The 18,150-nt window shown below is 44.4% G+C and carries 15 protein-coding genes; 7 read left to right on the top strand and 8 right to left on the bottom strand.

Features of this window, described 5'->3' with window-relative positions; genetic code table 11:
* Positions 1-411: 411 nt before the first annotated feature.
* The gene (locus FHW89_RS28185; protein WP_172338386.1) at positions 412-2,511 is read left to right on the top strand and encodes a TonB-dependent receptor; all 2,100 of its coding nucleotides are present in this window, start codon (positions 412-414) and stop codon (positions 2,509-2,511) included.
* A gap of 169 nt (positions 2,512-2,680) precedes the next feature.
* On the opposite strand, the gene FHW89_RS28180 is transcribed toward FHW89_RS28185, so the two are convergent.
* Complete coding sequence (locus FHW89_RS28180; protein WP_172338385.1) at positions 2,681-5,236, bottom strand: family 20 glycosylhydrolase; 2,556 nt, start codon at positions 5,234-5,236, stop codon at positions 2,681-2,683.
* Positions 5,237-5,399: 163 nt separating this feature from the next.
* Positions 5,400-6,329, bottom strand: coding sequence for a cobalamin-binding protein (locus FHW89_RS28175; protein ID WP_172338384.1), 930 nt, complete (start codon positions 6,327-6,329; stop codon positions 5,400-5,402).
* A 165-nt stretch (positions 6,330-6,494) separates the two neighbouring features.
* Here FHW89_RS28175 and FHW89_RS28170 point away from each other — a divergent pair, with 165 nt between their 5' ends.
* The 6 genes from FHW89_RS28170 (at position 6,495) to FHW89_RS28145 (ending at position 10,763) form a co-directional block, all read left to right on the top strand.
* A complete protein-coding gene (locus FHW89_RS28170; protein WP_172338383.1) occupies positions 6,495-7,118 on the top strand; it encodes a LysE family transporter in 624 nt (207 codons plus the stop codon).
* 65 nt (positions 7,119-7,183) lie between these two features.
* Positions 7,184-7,744, top strand: coding sequence for an NUDIX hydrolase (locus tag FHW89_RS28165; protein WP_172338382.1), 561 nt, complete (start codon positions 7,184-7,186; stop codon positions 7,742-7,744).
* 40 nt (positions 7,745-7,784) lie between these two features.
* Positions 7,785-8,519, top strand: a complete 735-nt coding sequence (locus FHW89_RS28160) for a 1-acyl-sn-glycerol-3-phosphate acyltransferase (protein ID WP_172338381.1) — start codon at positions 7,785-7,787, stop codon at positions 8,517-8,519.
* A gap of 348 nt (positions 8,520-8,867) precedes the next feature.
* A complete protein-coding gene (locus FHW89_RS28155; protein ID WP_090473820.1) occupies positions 8,868-9,341 on the top strand; it encodes a ribonuclease H-like YkuK family protein in 474 nt (157 codons plus the stop codon).
* Between the two features lie 60 nt (positions 9,342-9,401).
* Complete coding sequence (locus FHW89_RS28150; RefSeq protein ID WP_172338380.1) at positions 9,402-10,238, top strand: sulfurtransferase; 837 nt, start codon at positions 9,402-9,404, stop codon at positions 10,236-10,238.
* A 48-nt stretch (positions 10,239-10,286) separates the two neighbouring features.
* Positions 10,287-10,763 carry an SRPBCC family protein gene (locus FHW89_RS28145; RefSeq protein ID WP_172338379.1) on the top strand — a complete coding sequence of 159 codons (477 nt, stop codon included), beginning with the start codon at positions 10,287-10,289 and terminating at the stop codon, positions 10,761-10,763.
* A gap of 398 nt (positions 10,764-11,161) precedes the next feature.
* On the opposite strand, the gene FHW89_RS28140 is transcribed toward FHW89_RS28145, so the two are convergent.
* The 6 genes from FHW89_RS28140 to FHW89_RS28115 form a co-directional block, all read right to left on the bottom strand.
* Positions 11,162-12,487: an acetylxylan esterase gene (locus FHW89_RS28140; RefSeq protein WP_172338378.1), complete on the bottom strand. Its 1,326-nt coding sequence runs from the start codon at positions 12,485-12,487 to the stop codon at positions 11,162-11,164.
* Positions 12,488-12,495: 8 nt separating this feature from the next.
* The gene (locus tag FHW89_RS28135; RefSeq protein WP_172338377.1) at positions 12,496-13,347 is read right to left on the bottom strand and encodes a hypothetical protein; all 852 of its coding nucleotides are present in this window, start codon (positions 13,345-13,347) and stop codon (positions 12,496-12,498) included.
* A 179-nt stretch (positions 13,348-13,526) separates the two neighbouring features.
* On the bottom strand, positions 13,527-14,870 hold the full coding sequence (locus FHW89_RS28130; protein ID WP_172338376.1) for an acetylxylan esterase: 1,344 nt from the start codon (positions 14,868-14,870) through the stop codon (positions 13,527-13,529).
* 15 nt (positions 14,871-14,885) lie between these two features.
* Entirely contained in the window at positions 14,886-15,716 is an 831-nt protein-coding gene (locus tag FHW89_RS28125; protein WP_172338375.1) for a hypothetical protein, read from the bottom strand.
* Between the two features lie 19 nt (positions 15,717-15,735).
* Entirely contained in the window at positions 15,736-16,959 is a 1,224-nt protein-coding gene (locus tag FHW89_RS28120; protein WP_172338374.1) for an acyltransferase, read from the bottom strand.
* Positions 16,960-17,116: 157 nt separating this feature from the next.
* Positions 17,117-18,067: a TIGR01212 family radical SAM protein gene (locus tag FHW89_RS28115; protein WP_172338373.1), complete on the bottom strand. Its 951-nt coding sequence runs from the start codon at positions 18,065-18,067 to the stop codon at positions 17,117-17,119.
* Between the last annotated feature and the right edge of the window lie 83 nt (positions 18,068-18,150).

Genomic DNA, 18,150 nt, shown 5'->3' with positions numbered 1-18,150 from the left:
TACGCTTTAATGTCAGGTCATTATTTATGTTGCGCATAACGTTTTAGCTTTATTCTTTAAAGCTAATTCTGTTACCGAATTAGTTGACCTTTACAGCAATGACATGTAGATTGATGCATGTGTCTCCCTCGCAGCGCTCGGCTCCTGCCGAGTGACAACTATTTGCAGGCCTCCGGCCTGCGAGTTAGTTCCTACTTGATTTCCACAGCGGCCAGAGGCCGGGTAATAATGGTCACTCGGCAGGAGCCGAGCGACTGCTAAAGGAACTTCATCTATTGCCAATCGGTTCAAACCCCTTCCCCCCCTTCCCGAGGGAAGGAATCGCACTTACCCTTGCTTTTAATTTGTTACCTAAACCCGCATGGTTTTAAAGGTTAAAACACATATTTTTGGGTTCTACCCGTTTACCCCATGTTAAAAACTTATACTACCCTATTTTTCACATTTATTGCAGCGACAAACGCTATCGCCCAAACTTCAAAAACCACAGCCAGAACAGATACCACTCATCTGCAAACCGTTACCGTTAAAGGTTACCTGAGCGAACAGCCGGTGATCAGTGTACCGGCCTCGGTGAGTGTATTGGGTGCAGCGCAGTTGAAACTACAGCCCGATAATTCATTTGTGAGCGCTTTGAATACGGTGCCGGGTGTTCGGGCCGAGGAACGCTCGCCGGGCAGTTACCGTTTATCGATCAGGGGTAGTTTGCTGCGGTCGCCATTTGGGGTGAGGGATGTAAAAATTTATTTTGACGAGATACCATTGACCGATGCCGGTGGCAATACCTATCTGAACGCGGTGGATATTGCCAGCGTACCCAATATCGAAATACTAAAAGGCCCTGATGGCAGCTTATTTGGCGCCAACTCGGGTGGGGTAATGTTGCTGAGCCCGGTAAACCGTTACGCCGATACCAGCTACAGATCCATCGGTATCAATACCGGCTCTTACGGACTTTTTCATGAAAAGGCCAGCATACAGCAGCAGTTTGGTAAAAACCTGCTGAGCATTAACCAAAGCTATCAGGCTTACCAGGGCTATAGGCAAAATAGCAATATGAGTCGCAACTACATACAAGCGGCCGATAAATGGAACTACAGCGGCAAAAACGAATTGCGCTTCCTGGGGTTGTACTCCAACCTGGCCTATGAAACCCCGGGCGGATTAAATCTTGCCCAATTCAATTCCGATCCACGGCTAGCCAGGCAACCTACGGTTACACCAAAATCTACCATACCCGGGGCTATACAGCAACGCATCGGTATTACTACCAAAATGTACCTGGGCGGTTTAGTGAATGAATACCATTTCAGCGATCGTATCCGAAACGTACTGTCGGTTTTTGGCAGTCACGTTGATTTTGCCAACCCGTTTATCACCAATTATGAGCAACGCGGCGAAAACACTTTTGGTTTCCGTACCTATTTTGAACTGGCTGGTGTACCACACCAAAACATCAACTGGAAAGTGAACCTGGGGATGGAGTGGCAACAAACCAATTCCGTGATCAGCAATTATGGTAATAAAGGGGGCGTAAAAGATACCACCCAAACCAGCGACTACATTCACACCAACCAGCATTTTATATTTGCCCGTTACTCGGCCGATATCTATAAACGCCTGCACCTGGAAGCAGCCTTAAGCCTCAACTGGTACGGCTATGATTTCAAGAACATCTATCCGCTGGCGCAAACCAGTTTTACCAACCGCGATTTTAAACCACAGCTGATGCCAAGATTGGCCCTGAGCTACCAGGTGACCGGTAATTTTATCTGGCGGGCATCTGTAAGCCGGGGCTACTCAACCCCTACCACTGCCGAAGTGCGCCCTACCGACAATATCGTGAACACGGCCCTGCAAGCTCAAACCGGCTGGAACTATGAAACGGGTTTCCGCCTGCGCAACCAGGACGAGACGATGTTCCTGGATGTATCGGCGTTTTACTACCGCATCAGCAATGCCATTGTGCGCCGTGTAAATGCCGATGAAACCGAGCATTATATTAATGCGGGGGGGACCAATCAGCCGGGTGTTGAATTGTCATTTACTGATTGGTTGATCCGCCCAAACAGTACTCACTTTGTAAGAGGGTTGCAGTTTAATGAATCTTATACCTTGAGTAAGTTTACGTTCAGAAATTATGTAGATGCAGTAACCAATGCCAGTTATTCGGGCAATAATTTGACCGGTGTGCCCCAAAATGTTTTTGTGAGCAGTTTGCAATTGCGGGTACCGTACAACCTGTCGGTATTTGCCCAGCATAATTATACGTCCAAAATTCCGCTGAATGATGGCAATACGGTTTATGCAGGTAGCTATAACCTGTTACAGGCTAAAGTAAGCTGGCAGCCCACCATCGGTCACACCACCCACCTGGAAATTTACGCTGGTGCCGATAATATTCTGAACCAGAAATACAGCCTGGGTAATGATCTGAACGCGGTAGGTAACCGCTACTATAATGCATCGCCGTTACGCAACTATACCGTGGGCATGGGGGTGGTGTTTTAGCCGGATAGTCCATGGACGATGGTTGATAGTCCATAGCGATTTTGCATAATAAAAAAGAGACGCATGTGATGCGTCTCTACGTTTCATTTTTTTGTAGAGACACATTACATCTGTCTCTTATTATTTAAGCGATCCATGGACTATCGGCCATCGTCCATGGACCAAAGAACTACGGATTCAAACTATTGTTCCCGCCTTCGGCTACATTACCGCCTCGACCTTTTACATCAAACGCGCGGAACTTGATCACGCCGCCGCTGTAGTTCACCGGACCGGTATATACTTTGCTTTTATCATCAGGGTCTTTACCATTGGTGGTGTAACGGATGGTTAGGCCGGGATAATCCACATTGCTCAGGTATTTGCCGTCTTGCAGACTGATGCCCGGTTTAGGGATACGATAATAATAGCCCCCTTCATAGTAGCTTAAGCGCGGCAATTCACGTTTACCCAATACATTCAGAAAGCCCGACCATGCGGCTTCATATTCCTGTTTCGCTTTCACTGGATCTTTTTCGGTTGCCCATTGCGGATCTGGAGCCCAGGCACGTTCGGCCAAGGCCAACAAACGAGGGAATATCATATAGTCCATACGCTCAGTACTCTTCACGGTTTCGGCCCAAAGCGCGCCTTGTAGGCCTACAATATTCTCTTTACCATAATCTGTTAAGCGCTGTTTGCCTATGAATAACGATTGCGGAATAGGATTGCCATTTCTATCCACATCGGCATTTTTGAAATAATCAAAAGGGACAAAGGAATAGAATTTATCGATACCTAAAAACGCCCCCCAGTAATAGCCCGGCTCATCAAATGATTTATAGTTAGCCATATCAAAGTACAGGTTGGTAACGCAGGTGAGCACTACCTTGTAACCGGCATTGGCTAAGCGATAGGCCAGATCTTCCTGCCCACCGCCCAGTACGTTGTTCCATACGTCGGCTTGCAGGTGTTCTTTGGTAAAATCGGGATTGGGTACATAAGTAGGATGACCATCCAATGTGGTTTTACGCAGGGCCATTTCTTCCCAGCCCGAAAGGCGCAAACCTTTGGCTTTTAATATATCATTCACCCGGCCGTAAAAATAATACCACAGATCGTTGGTACTTTGGATTTCCGGGCGGCTTGCTTTTAGCGCCAGGTAAGCAGGCGATTTTTCCCATACATGCGCGGGCACTTCATCACCACCGAAATGGATGGTTTGTAATGGTGCCCCGGCCTCTTTGTACAGCGCGGCAATATCGCTCACCACTGTTTCTACAAAATTATAGGTGGATGGCAATGACACATCGATCACGTTATCGTTCCAGTACTGTACCGAGCGATATTCGGATTTATCGTTCAGATCGCGCAGCAGGTATTTTTCGGCCTCGGCTTTTTTGCCTTCGGCCAACAAGCGATCATACCGGGCATCCATGGCTTTGATAGGTGCGCGGGCATGGCCGGGCGTTTCAATTTCGGGGATCACCGCGATATGGCGATCGGTAGCGAATCTCAAGATCTCCAAATAATCTGCCCGGCTGTAAAAACCCGTGCCAACGGTATTATTTACATCGGGCCCGGAACCATGCGAGGCTGGTAAAAAATGCTTGCTATCCAAAGTATGACCACGTTTACTGCCAACGGTAGTTAGTTCGGGTAATGAAGGGAGTTCTAAACGCCAGCCTTCATCATCGGTTAAATGCAGGTGCAGGGCATTCAATTTGTACAGGCTCATGGCTTCCAGCAGTTTCAGCACCTGTTTTTTGGGCTGGAAATTGCGGGCCACATCCAGCATCACGGCACGATAACCAAAGCGGGGAGCATCTTTTACATCAACACCGGGAATCTGTACCGATTTTTGTTTTTTGGCAAAAGCGGCAGCCGGTATCAGCGATCTTAACGACTGAACACCATAAAAAGCGCCCGCACCGCTTGAAGCGTTAATGGTAATGCCTTGCGGGCTTACTTTTAACTCATAAGCTTCGGGAGCAAGACCGTCAACCTTGGTCAAACTAATAGTGGTAGTTTTAGAGGTTCCAACGATCGGCCCAGTCAATAATTGATTCAGGTCGGACTTCAACTGAGCGGCTTCTTTTGTAAAATTTTTATCCGCAATAATACTTACCTTATCATCCAGCGTAAATGCTCCGCTTGTTTCCTGGTAACTTGCTGGTGTAGGAAAAACTTTGGGCAGCTGGTCGGCCGGGATGTCGGCAATATTTTTATTCCTGTCGAAAACAATTTCGGGGGTAATCAAACCCTGGTAAGTAGGTTTATAAGGCTCTACAGTAAACGAGGTGATGGAATATCCTTTTTCGGGCTGCGCATCCCAAACCAGGTAAATACCTTCGGGGGCATCGGTAGCGTTCACTACCGGGTCGTCATTAACATATTCAATCCGGGTTGACGCACCAGGCTTCAGTTCCTTAAAACCATCTGTCGGGGTGATGCTGTACAGATCACCATTTACCTGGTTTATTTTAGCGTTGTTACTTACGGCATGCTCGGCAAAACCCCGACCAGAGTTAAAGTAGAATTTCCAGCCACCTGCAGGTAAAACTTCATGCCCGCTGTTGGTGATGATCAAAGCAGTAAGGGCCTGATTCTTATTCTGGTAATTGTTATCAACCACCTGCCAGGTAATGCGCAGATCGGCTACATTAAACTTGATATCATGATGAAGGGTAAAGGCCGTGCTCATGAAAAATGCCACGACCAGCATTGTTGTAAAGATTTTGCGCATAAGTTAGTAAAGGTTGGTATGGAACTGAATGGTAAATATAATTTAACATTTCAACTTTAGCTAACTTTTTAAAAAAATTTAAGAAGATAAAACGCGTCATTGGAGCGTAGCGTGGCAATGACGTGGTGGTAGCAGGAGTTTATATCGGTTGAGGTATTTCTACCTATACCCCAAACCTTATCCAGCCTTCGCCTTCATAACCAAAGGCAAACTGTTTAGGGCGGAGTATCTCGGCCAATATCTCGATAGAATCAACTATACGCGGACCGGGACGGTTAAAGTATTGGTTACCATCAACTATAAAAAGCTGATTATTTTTGATGGCCTTAAGTTCGGTAAAGCCGGGCAGGCTCATTAAAATATCTATTTCTTTAAGTGTCCTTTCAATAGAGAAACCACAGGGCATCACCACCAAAAATTCGGGATCCTGTAGGCGGATATCGTCCCACTGCACATAAGGTGAATGTTTGCCATCCTCTGCTACCAGTATGGGGGTTCCGCCGGCAATTTTCACCAGGCCGGGTACCCAGTTCCCGGATATCATCATTGGGTCGAGCCATTCGATACAAGCTACCGTTGGCCGGGCTTCACTGAACTTTAGCTTATGTTTGATGATATCTATCCGTTCAGTCAGATTTTCCACCAACTCTTCGCCTGCTTTGGGAACGTTCAGCGCTTTGGCTATGGTGATAATATCATTCAAAATATCATCCAGGCTATTGGGTTGCAATGAAATAATGCGGGCCTTTTTTTCCAGGTAATCATCCAGCGCCAATTCCACATCGGCCAGGGAAACGGCGCAAACCTCGCACTGATCCTGCGTGATCACCACATCTGGAGCCAGCTCTTTGATCTGCTCGCGTTTTACTGTGTATACAGACAAAGCTTCGGTGAGGATCTCTTTTACCTTTACATCGATCTCCTTACTGCTTAAATTATCCGGAAAATTAGCCTCAGTACATACCGGCAGCTGTTTTACAGACGCGGGATAATCGCATTCGTGCGAGCGCCCCACCAGGTTATTTTCAAGCCCCAGGGCACAAATGATTTCGGTAGCGGACGGCAGTAAGGAAACTATTTTATCAGTTGACATGTTGTAAATGTGCGGATATGCGGATGTGCAAATGTGCAGATGATTTATTTGATGTGCAAATGAGAGATTAAATGTGCTTATCAGGGTACGGGTAAAATCTGCATATCTGTAATCCGCACATCCGCATATTTGCACATCTATCATTTCCCGCTTATCTTTGCGCCAATGATATTCCTAACCTTTTTTATCGGGATCATTGCCAATTTTATTGGTTACATCCCCCCCGGAAACATCAATCTTACGCTGATACAGATCACCATTAACCGGGGGATGAAAGAGGCCATTCGCTTTATTACCGCTTTTTCATGTGTTGAGTTTTTCTTTACCTACTTTATCATGCACGCCGCCCGCTGGTTATCGGGAGAGCTGAAATTAGCTGTAATTATCGACTGGATCATGGTGATCCTGTTTGGTGTTTTGGGAACCATTACCTGGATAAACCGCAATAAACCACCCGAGACCAATTATTCCGAACATGCTAGTATCAAATACGGTATACTGCTTGGCTTTTTAAACCCCATGCAGGTACCTTTCTGGATGGTGACCGGAACTTACCTCATCACCCATGAATGGATATTGGATGGCCGGGTTGCCCTCATTATTTTCAGCATCGGCTCTGCTGCAGGAGCGTTTTTGTGTTTGTTTCTGTATGCCCGGTTTGCCAAATTCATGCAGGAAAAATTTGCGCTGAGTACGCGTTTCATCAATACGGGTATCGCTATCCTGTTTTTCTCTTTCGCGGGATACCATATCGTGAAACAGATCTACTTGTCGTTTTTTAAACATTGATATCTGTGGGTTAGACTCACCAATTGGCCCTTTGCTTTTTTAGTTCTTATTGCTACTTTAACGCCATGCATCATCCCGAAGAAAACCCCTGGAAAATAACCTCAGAGAAAAACGTTTATGATAACCCCTGGATAAACGTTACCGAATACCAGGTCATCAATCCGTCGGGTAATCCGGGCATTTATGGCAAAGTTCACTTCAAAAATATAGCCATTGGCGTACTGCCGCTTGATGATGAACTGAATACTTACCTGGTAGGGCAGTTTCGCTTCCCGCTGAATCAATATAGCTGGGAAATGCCCGAAGGTGGCGGCCCCGAAGATACCGATCCGCTGGAATCGGCCAAACGTGAGTTATTGGAAGAAACTGGTCTTAAAGCCGCGCGGTGGACCGAAATTCAGCGCATGCACCTCAGCAATTCTGTAAGTGATGAACTGAGTATTATTTACCTGGCCCGGGAACTTAGCCAGTTTGAGGCCGAGCCTGAAGATACCGAACAACTCATCATTCAAAAAATACCTTTTGCCCAAATGTATCAAATGGTTTGCGACGGACAGATCACCGACTCTATGACTGTAGCAGCTGTATTAAAAGTACAATTGCTTTTGACAGAAAATCGCTTATAAAACAGCTCTTTTACTCAAAAAGAATTAAATTTGCTGGTCGATGAAGAAATTTTTAGGCTATATCCTGTCCCCTCTTGCTATTGTAGCATTTTTTCTGGCATTGCTTATTTTTCATCCCATACAATGGGTGAGTTTCCGTTTGTTTGGGTACACTGCCCATAAACGGTCGGTTGATGCTTTAAATTTATGTTTGCTAAGTACAGCCTACCTGTTGGGCAACACGGTTACTTTTATCAATAAGCAAAACCTGCCAACCGGTCGCCCTATTATATTTTTGGCCAATCATCAAAGCTTGTTTGATATACCGCCGCTTATATGGCACCTGCGTAAATATCATGCAAAATTTATCTCTAAAATTGAACTAACCAAAGGCATCCCATCTATCTCTTATAACCTGAAACATGGCGGTGGCGCTAATATCGACCGTAAAGATTCCCGTCAATCCATTGCCGAAATTGTTAAGCTGGCTCTGCGTATGAAAGAGAATAAGTGGTCGGCGGTGATATTTCCAGAAGGCACGCGCTCTAAAAATGGCGACGTAAAAAGTTTCCAGGTGGGTGGTATAGCTACCATATTAAAAAAATGTCCCGAAGCACTACTCGTGCCCATTGCCATTAAAGATTCCTGGAAAATGATCCGTTACGGATATTATCCGCTCAATACTTTTATACCCATGACCTGGGAGGTACTTGCCCCCATTGAACCCGGCAACTTACCCATGGAAGACTTGGTTCTGGAAGCCGAAAACCGCATTAGGGAAGCGTTAAATGCATAATTTTTCTCTGAACCTTGATTTATAGGATTAAGAGATTCTCTTGATTTTTTCTTTCTGTTTTTAAATATATTGTCATGCGAAACCTGTTTTAACACTGCGTATGTATGGCTATTCCTCTATCCGATTCGGAATCGACAATCGGCATAACAAAGCATATTCTTTACTATCCATGATCAAGGCAATCTCTTAATCCTATAAATCAAGGTTCAGACAAATCCCTCAACGTGTTAATAATCAGTTAAATGTTAACAAATAAATGACGTGGTGTTTACGTTAATATGAAACCTTATCGCTTATTTTTATAGACCCATAAAAAAGGTCGGCAAAAATTTACCTAATACAAATTTTATGACCTGGAGAAAATTCAGTGGCGAGGTTATCCAATCGTCCATTTTAGAGGAGGTTGAAAGAGCGATTGAAAGAGAGGCCGCCCTCGGCAACAAACTCAAAGTATGTATCGGCACCGACTCACAGGTGAAAGGGGCTGTAACCGATTTTGCAACCGTTATTGTTTTTTTACGGGAGCAACGTGGCGGTTTCATGTTCATTCACCAGGAGCGTACCTCACAAAAAATGAGCATCAAAGAAAGGATGCTGAGCGAAGTACAAAAGTCGATCGACATTGCTTACAAGCTTTGCGATCTGCTTGATCTGTATGATGTTGATCTGGAAGTACATGCCGATATCAATACCAACCCAATGTTTAAATCAAACCAGGCCCTGCATGAGGCTATGGGTTATATTTTAAGCATGGGCTTTGTATTTAAGGCCAAACCCGAAGCTTTTGCCAGCTCCTACTGTGCCAATAAAATAGTGCAGTAAAAAGTGCAAAAGTAGCCGCGGCGTATTTATATTTGATTTTTATACAAATCGAACATACCTATGTCGCCACTAATAGAAATCAACGATCTGGCTTTGTCCGGAGCGAATACCATTCTTATCGACGCCCGTGCCGGGCAGGATGCATACCAACGCTACCTTGCCGGCCATCTGAAAAACGCGGCTTTTGTTGATCTTGACAAAGATCTTGCTTCTAAAGTTACCGATGCTTCCCAGGGCGGAAGGCATCCGCTACCTGATATCCATGATTTTGCAGCCCTTTTAGGTAAACTAGGTATAAGCCCTCAAAGCCATGTGGTGGTTTATGACGACAAGGCAGGCGCCTTTGGCGGGGCCCGCTTCTGGTGGATGCTCAATGCTATTGGCCACACCCATGTACAGGTGTTAAATGGCGGCCTGAATGCCGCGGTTAAAGCCGGCATTGAACTAAGCACTGAGGAGTATACACCAACACCAGTATCACCTTATCCTGTAGATGGCGACTTTGAAGGCACGGTTGATATCGAAGAAACAGGTGCGGCAGCACATGATGAAAGCCGCGTTGTGATAGATGTTCGCGAAACGCCACGTTACCTGGGCCAAACCGAACCGATTGATCTGATTGCCGGCCATATTCCGGGTGCGCTTAACCTGCCCTATATTTATAACCTGGATGCCGAGGGCAAATATCTCCCGGCAGAAACCTTGCGACAACTTTACAATGATGCCATTGACCAGGTAGACCATAGCCACGTGATCGTTCATTGCGGATCGGGTGTTACGGCATGTCATACCCTGTTGGGCATGGCTTACGCTGGAATGATCGGACCAAAATTGTACGTAGGCTCCTGGAGCGAATGGTCGCGCAGGGATCTGCCTATTGGTACAACCCACCGGTAAATTATTGCCGGTCAAAACAATTAACGCTCACGGTTTGTCAGCCTTTTGATGAAATCATACGTATTAAAAACAGAACAGGCCATACCCATTAGTTTGGATACGGCCTGGGATTTTTTCTCGTCGCCAATGAACCTGGCCAGGATCACTCCACCAGATATGGGCTTTGTGGTAACATCTGATTATGCTGCTGATACCAAAATATATCCGGGCATGATCATTACGTATAAAATAGCGCCACTACTCGGTATCACCATGAACTGGATGACCGAAATAACCCATGTAGCCGACAAACAATACTTTACCGACGAACAACGCTTTGGCCCTTACGCCATGTGGCATCATCAACATCATTTTAAAGAGATTGAAGGTGGCGTATTGATGAACGATATTTTACATTATGCTATCCCTTATGGTATTATCGGCAGGCTGAGCAACAGTCTTTTTGTGGCTAATAAAGTAAAGGAGATATTTGAATTCAGGGAAAAGGCGATTGAGGGGATATTTGGGAAGATGCGTTCCTTTTAGAATCAGGTATCAAGAGTTAAGAATCAAGAAAACAACAACAGCTCCCGCGAGATTAACGCAGCGTATTTTCTATTTCTCCTTTTTTACGTCAGCAGAACAGCTTCGGATGAAAGCGGGCAGAACAATGGTGGATTGTGCGGCTGTAGGAACATAGCAAGTTTTTGCTGAAGCGAAGGGTAAGAACGAACGCAGTAGGGCAAAATAATTGCAGTCCATGGTTCTGTTCGATTTGCAGGGCAAAGGCTATGTGCGGCAAAGAAGCATTTCTGGTGACTTGATTTTTTGGTTACTTTTGTATCAAGACAAAAGTAACAGCCCCAGCGGCAATTGAGCGCTCTACGATATGCATTGTATAGAGATTGCTTCGTACCTCGCAATGGCGTATGTAAAAATTATCCTTAAAATAATCCAAAAACATCCCGCATCTTATGCCCGTCTTCATCCAGGAACGATTTAGGAACCTCGTGCCCCAGATCTTTATAGATACGGATGGTGGCGTACTTGGAAGGAATGTTATTATAAAATACAAATGAGTTTGCCGGTGGCGCCAAATGATCCAGCAAACCTACACCTACCATGATAGATGATCTGATGTTGGGGGCAAAATTCTTGATATCAAAATAATCCAGGTTATCCATCACTTTGTTATAGCTCAGGGCGGGCCTGTTATCTACATATTCTTTAATATCATTGATAGGCCATTCCGCAACGCCTGCCAGATCACGGATATCACCCAAAATAGGATTTTGGGCAGATACCAGCTTAATGCGGTTATCTAAGCTGGCCAGTGCCACTGCCAGGAAACCACCCATGCTACCACCCGATATTTCGATACGGGTAGAGTCCAGATCTGGCCTCGAACAGATAAAATCAATGGTACGTACACAATCCATAATAGCGCCACGCAGCACATATTTATTCTTGTCCTCGATATTGAGAGTAATATAATCAGGTCGTTTAGGATGTATCACATCGCGGCTATTACCCTGTCCGCGTACGTTGATAGTAATAATAGCCAAATCTTCATCCTCACCCAGCATGGGTTTCAAATCAACCTGGTAACCGGGCAAACCTACAAACACCGGAAATTTTCGGTTCTTGCTGCTGCCTTTAGGAATGGTGAGCCAGCCCCGTACTGTGATATCATCCAATGATTTCATCTCGAACAGGAAAACACGGCGGTTATCTTTTTCTAGTTCAGGTTTTTCGGTTACTTTATAGTTGGGTTTAACAGCGGCCAGTTGTGATTTAGCCGTTTGCCAGAAACTATCAAAATCAGCCGGGCGCGGGTGGTTTGACCTGATCTCCTTTGGTCGGATACCAAAAACACGCCGGATAGTATCGTCGTAATCAGATACATTGATCATGAAATTGATCTTATAAAAACCCGGTTTCATGGCCGGTATAGTAAAGTTGTAACTATTGCTGCTGTTTTTAGAGATCTTAACGCTGATAGAATCTTTTAACAGGGGTTTACCTGCCGGCGTAGTCACCACATAGGCCATACGCCCTGCCTGATCGGTATGATAGGTGTTTTTTACCTCGAAAGTATAACTGGCGTTTGAATTAAAAATACCATCATCGCTATGCGCTACAAGTGTGGTCACCACCTCTTCATCGGTATTAAATATAGGCTCAGCGCTACTTGTTGCTGCTATACAGAACATACAAAAACTGATGGTCAGGATAAACGTATATCTAAATGTACTTATCGTTTTTATCATCTGGCTATTTACTTGGTATCAATATGATAATTTAACGATGCCGAAACGCTGCTGCCTGCGGCTGTGTTTCTGCCGGTTATAAAAGTTCCGCCGCTTACAAACAGGGCTACCTTTTTACTGAACGAATGACCGTAACTTAACGATACCTGATTAAAAGCAAAGTTTTTACTGGTGTTGGGATTTGGCGAAAAAGCTTTGTTGTTACTGCTGGCATAAAACCCGCCAAAACTTACTGATATCTGCTCCCTGAACTTTTTATCCAATGTTAAACCATAAGTGGCGTTATACCTATCCTGAAAAACCGACTCGTAACCAAAGTATTCGCGCACACCATTTTCCAGTATAAAGTAGCTGTTTTTACCAAACAGATGCCCGCTGCCGGCAAAGGCCAGCCTTAATTCGCCGCCTTTTTGGTTATAACCCAGGTTAAGATTGGTATACATGGGTATAATAGCCGTAGCCTGTAAACTGAAATAGTATTTGTAATTGATGTTGGCCAGGTAATACCGTATGCCTACTTCGGCATCGCCAAAGCCCGAGTTTTTATAAGTGGCATTGTTATCCTTATAAGTATTAGCTGCGTAAGGAATCAGCGCCGACAGGGTAAAACGCCTGCTGAGGCCATACTCTGCATATAGCGATGTACTTAAGGATGAGAATTTTCCGTTGTCGGCAAAAGGGCCTTTATTACTGTTTGAATCCCACTGCTTATTGGCAAAAAAGTAGTTGACCGACGGGGATAAAGTGAGCCTCCCTGGCCTAACCGGGAATCCGCCGGTTGCATAGCTTTCGCTTTGCACTACGATGAGCAGCACACCAGCCAGGAGTAAACATTTATATAAAGTATTTTTAAAGATCATAAATTAAAAGTGCTTGATTTTGATTTGCGGGCATGAAGCAACTCCTTCTTCATATAGTCGCATCATTCCCATCTTCAGGAGATTGCCTCGTTCCTCGCAAATGCCATGTTATTTTTATTGCTATAAATAACTCCCTCAAATCCTTACACGTTATACGGTAGTCTAATACCGTGCCGTAATCAGGGTATGCGGAATTTTTCACGAACCCAAAGGTTTTGAAACATGAAATAGTTAAAATCTACCTCATGTGTGGAATTTGGTACACACACAAATTCTTTATTGGTGCTGCCCAAATGATTAAACAAGGCCATACTACAGCGTGGCGGGCAAAACTGATCCAGCAAACCTATCCCCATCAATACCGGGCATTTAACCATAGGCGCGAAATTTTGCGGATCATAATAATCAAACGTGGCGTAAAACTGCTCCCAGGTAAATTCAGGGTGCTGGTTTTTGTATTGCCTGAACATTTTAAACGGTACTACCTGTTCTTTGTAAGACGCCGAGATACTATAATTATCGCGGATGTCGGCATACAAAGGCACCTGCATGGTGAGCACCTTAACTCTTTTATCCAATCCAGCGGTAACTACAGCCAGTGCCCCGCCCTGGCTGCCACCTTCTACAAATATTTTGGAGGTATCGATACCCAAATTGGCATGAGAGTACAAAAAGTCGAGCCCACGGAGGCAATCCATATAAACTCCGCGATAAATGTATTTGTCTTTATCCTGTATGTTGGTGGTGCTATAATTATCGGTGTTGATATGCACCACATCTTTACTATTGCCATTGCCCCTAACGTTGATATCAAACGCGATGTAGTCGTCGTTGTCCATATTGGGTTTCAGCTCCACTACGTAACCTGGCACACGGTAATGCACCGGGAATTTGCTGCCATCGGTAGGTACTACCATCCAGCCGCGGATAAGGAGATTATCATACGATTTCATCTCTACCGAGTATACTTTTTTGTATTTGGTTGACAGATCCGGCCGGAATATTACCTTGTACTGCGGCGATACTTTTGATAATTGCCGGCGACTTTCCTGCCAGAACTCATCAAAATCATCAGGTTTATGCAGCTGTGAGGTAATAGCTTCCGGGTTCACGCCAAAAACCTTGCGTACGGTATCATCATAAGCCGACAGGTTAAACATAAAGTTGATATGATAAAACCCCGCGGCTTTAGGATCAACTTTTACACTCATACTCTTAGAGCTCCCCGCTCCTACAGAAAAATCGGATGTATTTTCGAAAATCTTTTTACCATCATCAGAAGTAACGATGTAGGAGAATTTTCCTTCCTGCTTTTCATGGTAAGTGTTTTTTACGCTTAGTTTGTAGCTAATCTCCTCACCCGATTTAAACAAACCGTTTTTGTTAGCCGGCTTAGCATCCAGTATCACTTCGCCTTCATCGTTTTTTTGTTGCAGACACAAGGCATGGACATCAGCTCCCGGGATAATCACGGTCAGCAGCATAAACAAGGTCCATTGTAAATATGTATTGATGTTACGCATAGCTGATATTTATATTTATATTTTTATAATTGCCAAAACAGAACCTCCATAACCAACACCTGTATTTTTACCAAACGGTGTATAATAGCCTCCTATAAATGTGGAGAACCTGCGGGTAAATTGATGCCCATAATTAAGTGACGGCTTAAAAAACGCGTAATCGCGGGCATTGTTGATATTAGGGTTGAAAGCTTTATTGGAACTGAACGACCGGAAAAACAACAGCTCCAGGCTCAACTGATCATGATGACTGATGGGATAACCCACCGTGGCACCAAAGCTTACCTGATCGGGCCCCTGCACATCAAAATATCTGCGGTAAGCCAGTTCGGTATTGAAATAACCTTTGCTGGCAATAGATTTGGGCAGATTACCGCAATACATCAGCTTCAACTCGGCGCCGTAGCTGCCCAAACCTAGTTCCAGGTTACGGTTATAGAGCGGAGCAATACCAGATACCTGTACCGATAAATAACGTATATAATTAAAATTAACCAGGTTATAACTCAATCCCATGTACAAATCGCCCAGGCCCTGATTGGTTATCTGAGTGCCATCTGCCAGTTTGTTTTTCGTATATACATAAGGCACACTGGCAATAATATCCAGCCGGCGCGAAATACCATAACCTACGTACAAGTTACCCGAATAAGAAGTGAAACCTGTGCCCGGTTCGCCTTTAACCCGATGGCCATCTCGATCGAACCTGTCAGTTTGATGGTACAGGAACATAGAAGGGATCACGATATCCCGGTATTTACCTATGGGCCAGCTCGCAAATGATCTATAGGGATTTGCTCCTATAAAAATCAATGTACATAAGCAGGATAGTATCAGTTTTTTCATCTTTAGTTCAGGTGACTCTTTAAACAATTGATTTGGTATGACTTGGTTTATACTTGACCAAAAAATTCGACCGGCGGATATAGTGGTTCAATGGCTCCTCAATAAGTTTAAACAAGGTTACAGACAGTATATTTAGTACGATAAAAGCATACAGCAAGTTCAAACTGTCATATTGAAAAGGTGAGTGCCATGCTACCCCCCACTTGTCATACAGTTCAAAAACCTGGTCGTTTAAATGATCAAACCAGGCGTGCATCAGGTTATATATCCAGCCCAGGTGTATAAGGTAAAATATATAGGAGCTTTTGCCCAGCAATTCAATAAATGGCAATGCCAGGAATTTTTTAAACAAGGTGGTTTCGGTAAGTATGCCATAAAAGAACAGGGCCACCGCTATACATAAAAGATAATTGTTGACCACAACACCAACCGGGCTCTCTACACCCGCAGCCCAGCCTTTTGGGATAGGCTGCAGTGCCATTATAAATACGCACACAAATATGAGCAGAAAACCGGTATAAGTATAGTTTACTTTATTGGTACGGGTAAAACCCTTGTTGAGCACATAGCGGGCCAGTTGTATCCCCACAAAAAATTCAAAACAACGCCCCAGAAAAGTGAACAGCATCACAAAGGTAAAGTTACCAAAGAAGCCATGCCAGTTAATATGACTGAATATAAAGTACAGCAGAATCCCAGTGAAGGTTAGTACAACCGGCTGGATATAGAATTTACCAAAACGCTTGGCGATCAAAAATATAACCGGTGCCGAAAAGTAAAAACACTCCTCCACCGTTAACGACCAGCCCTGGGCAATGCCCGTATCCCAAAATTGATAAAAGAACCCGCGCACAAACGTAATGTTCATCAGCATGAGCGCGATAGGGTGCTCGTATCCTTTGGTAATGGCTTCGTCCTTAGTAATAAAGTAGTAAACAAAGGCGGCAACGGTAAGTAAAAAATACATAGGATATATGCGGGCCACCCTGTTTTTGAGGTATTGCATAAACCAGGGCTTACTTAAACCATCAAACTTCTGGTAATACCTGAACGTGATGAGAAAGCCCGAAAGCACAAAGAAAATGCTTACACCAATGTGGAACTCGCCCAAAAAGCGTTGCACAATGTGAGGAAAACTTTCATCAAAAACATAGGCAAAATGAGATATGAAAACCAGGTAAGCGGCCATTGCCCGTACACCGGTTAAAGCAGGAATGTAATTAGATTGCGCTCGTTGTGACAAATCAGGTATAAATTTAACTAATAAACCATTATTTTATAACTAAAGGTTTACAAATCTGATACCAATTGTCCGAATCAGAATTAACAGGATTTAAGAATTAACAGGATCAAGGCATATAATTCTATTCAGAAAATCCTAAAATTCTGTAAATTCTGATTCAGACAGCCGAGCCCTGCACAACACCACGGCTCAGGATCCGCTGGTCAATGTAGTATTGGATCTCTGATTTTTTGAGGCCCCAGTTGGGTGCTATCAGCAATTCGCGGTCGCTCAGGCCAAAAAGGCGTTGTATAACAATATCGGGACGTACACGAGGTAACAGCTCGCACAAGAAATCGGCGTACTCATCAATGCTGAAAACCTTAAAGGGTTCGCGCTTGTATTTTACCCCCATTACCGAGCCCTCCACAATGTGCAGGTGATGGAATTTTACGAATTTAATTTGCGGAAAACGGTTGATCTCATCGGCGTATTTCAGCATCATATCATGCGTTTCCCAGGGGAAACCAAATATGGTGTGCACGCAAATATCCAGTTTGCTGTTCTCAACCAGCTTCAAAGCTTTTACCAGTTCTTCATGGCTGCAGCCACGATTGATCTGCGACAGGGTATCATTATAAATAGACTCCATACCCATCTCCAGATCCACATCAAAACGGTCGGCATAGCTTTCGAGCAAAGCTACCTTTTCCATGTCGATACAATCCGGGCGGGTGCCTACACTCAATCCTACAATATCTTCGGTACCATAGCTCAAGGCCTCATCATACATCATTTTTAAATAATGTGCCGGGGCGTAAGTATTGGTATTGGGTTGAAAGTAGATAATGAATTTATCGGCCTTATTGCCTTTACGGGCACGTTCCATACCTTCTATTACCTGCTGGCGAACAGTGGGCGCGTTACGGCTTACCGATGGCGTAAAGGAATCTACATTACAATAAGTACAACCGCCATAGCCCTTGGAGCCATCACGATTGGGGCAGGTAAAACCACCGTCGACAATTACCTTAAACACCCGCTGCCCTTTATATTTATCGCGCAGCCACGGGCCATAATTGTTATAGCCCTTTTCCCATACTCCTGTTGTTGACTCTGTTACCTGCATTTGCGGCAAAGATACAGATTTTTTTAAGGCGCAGGAGTTCTGTTGTGAGGTTCTGAAATGACAGGAGGGCAGGATATGATGAA

This window comes from Mucilaginibacter sp. SG564 (assembly GCF_013149275.1).
GTDB lineage: Bacteria > Bacteroidota > Bacteroidia > Sphingobacteriales > Sphingobacteriaceae > Mucilaginibacter.
This window is presented reverse-complemented; position numbering and strand designations above follow the sequence as displayed.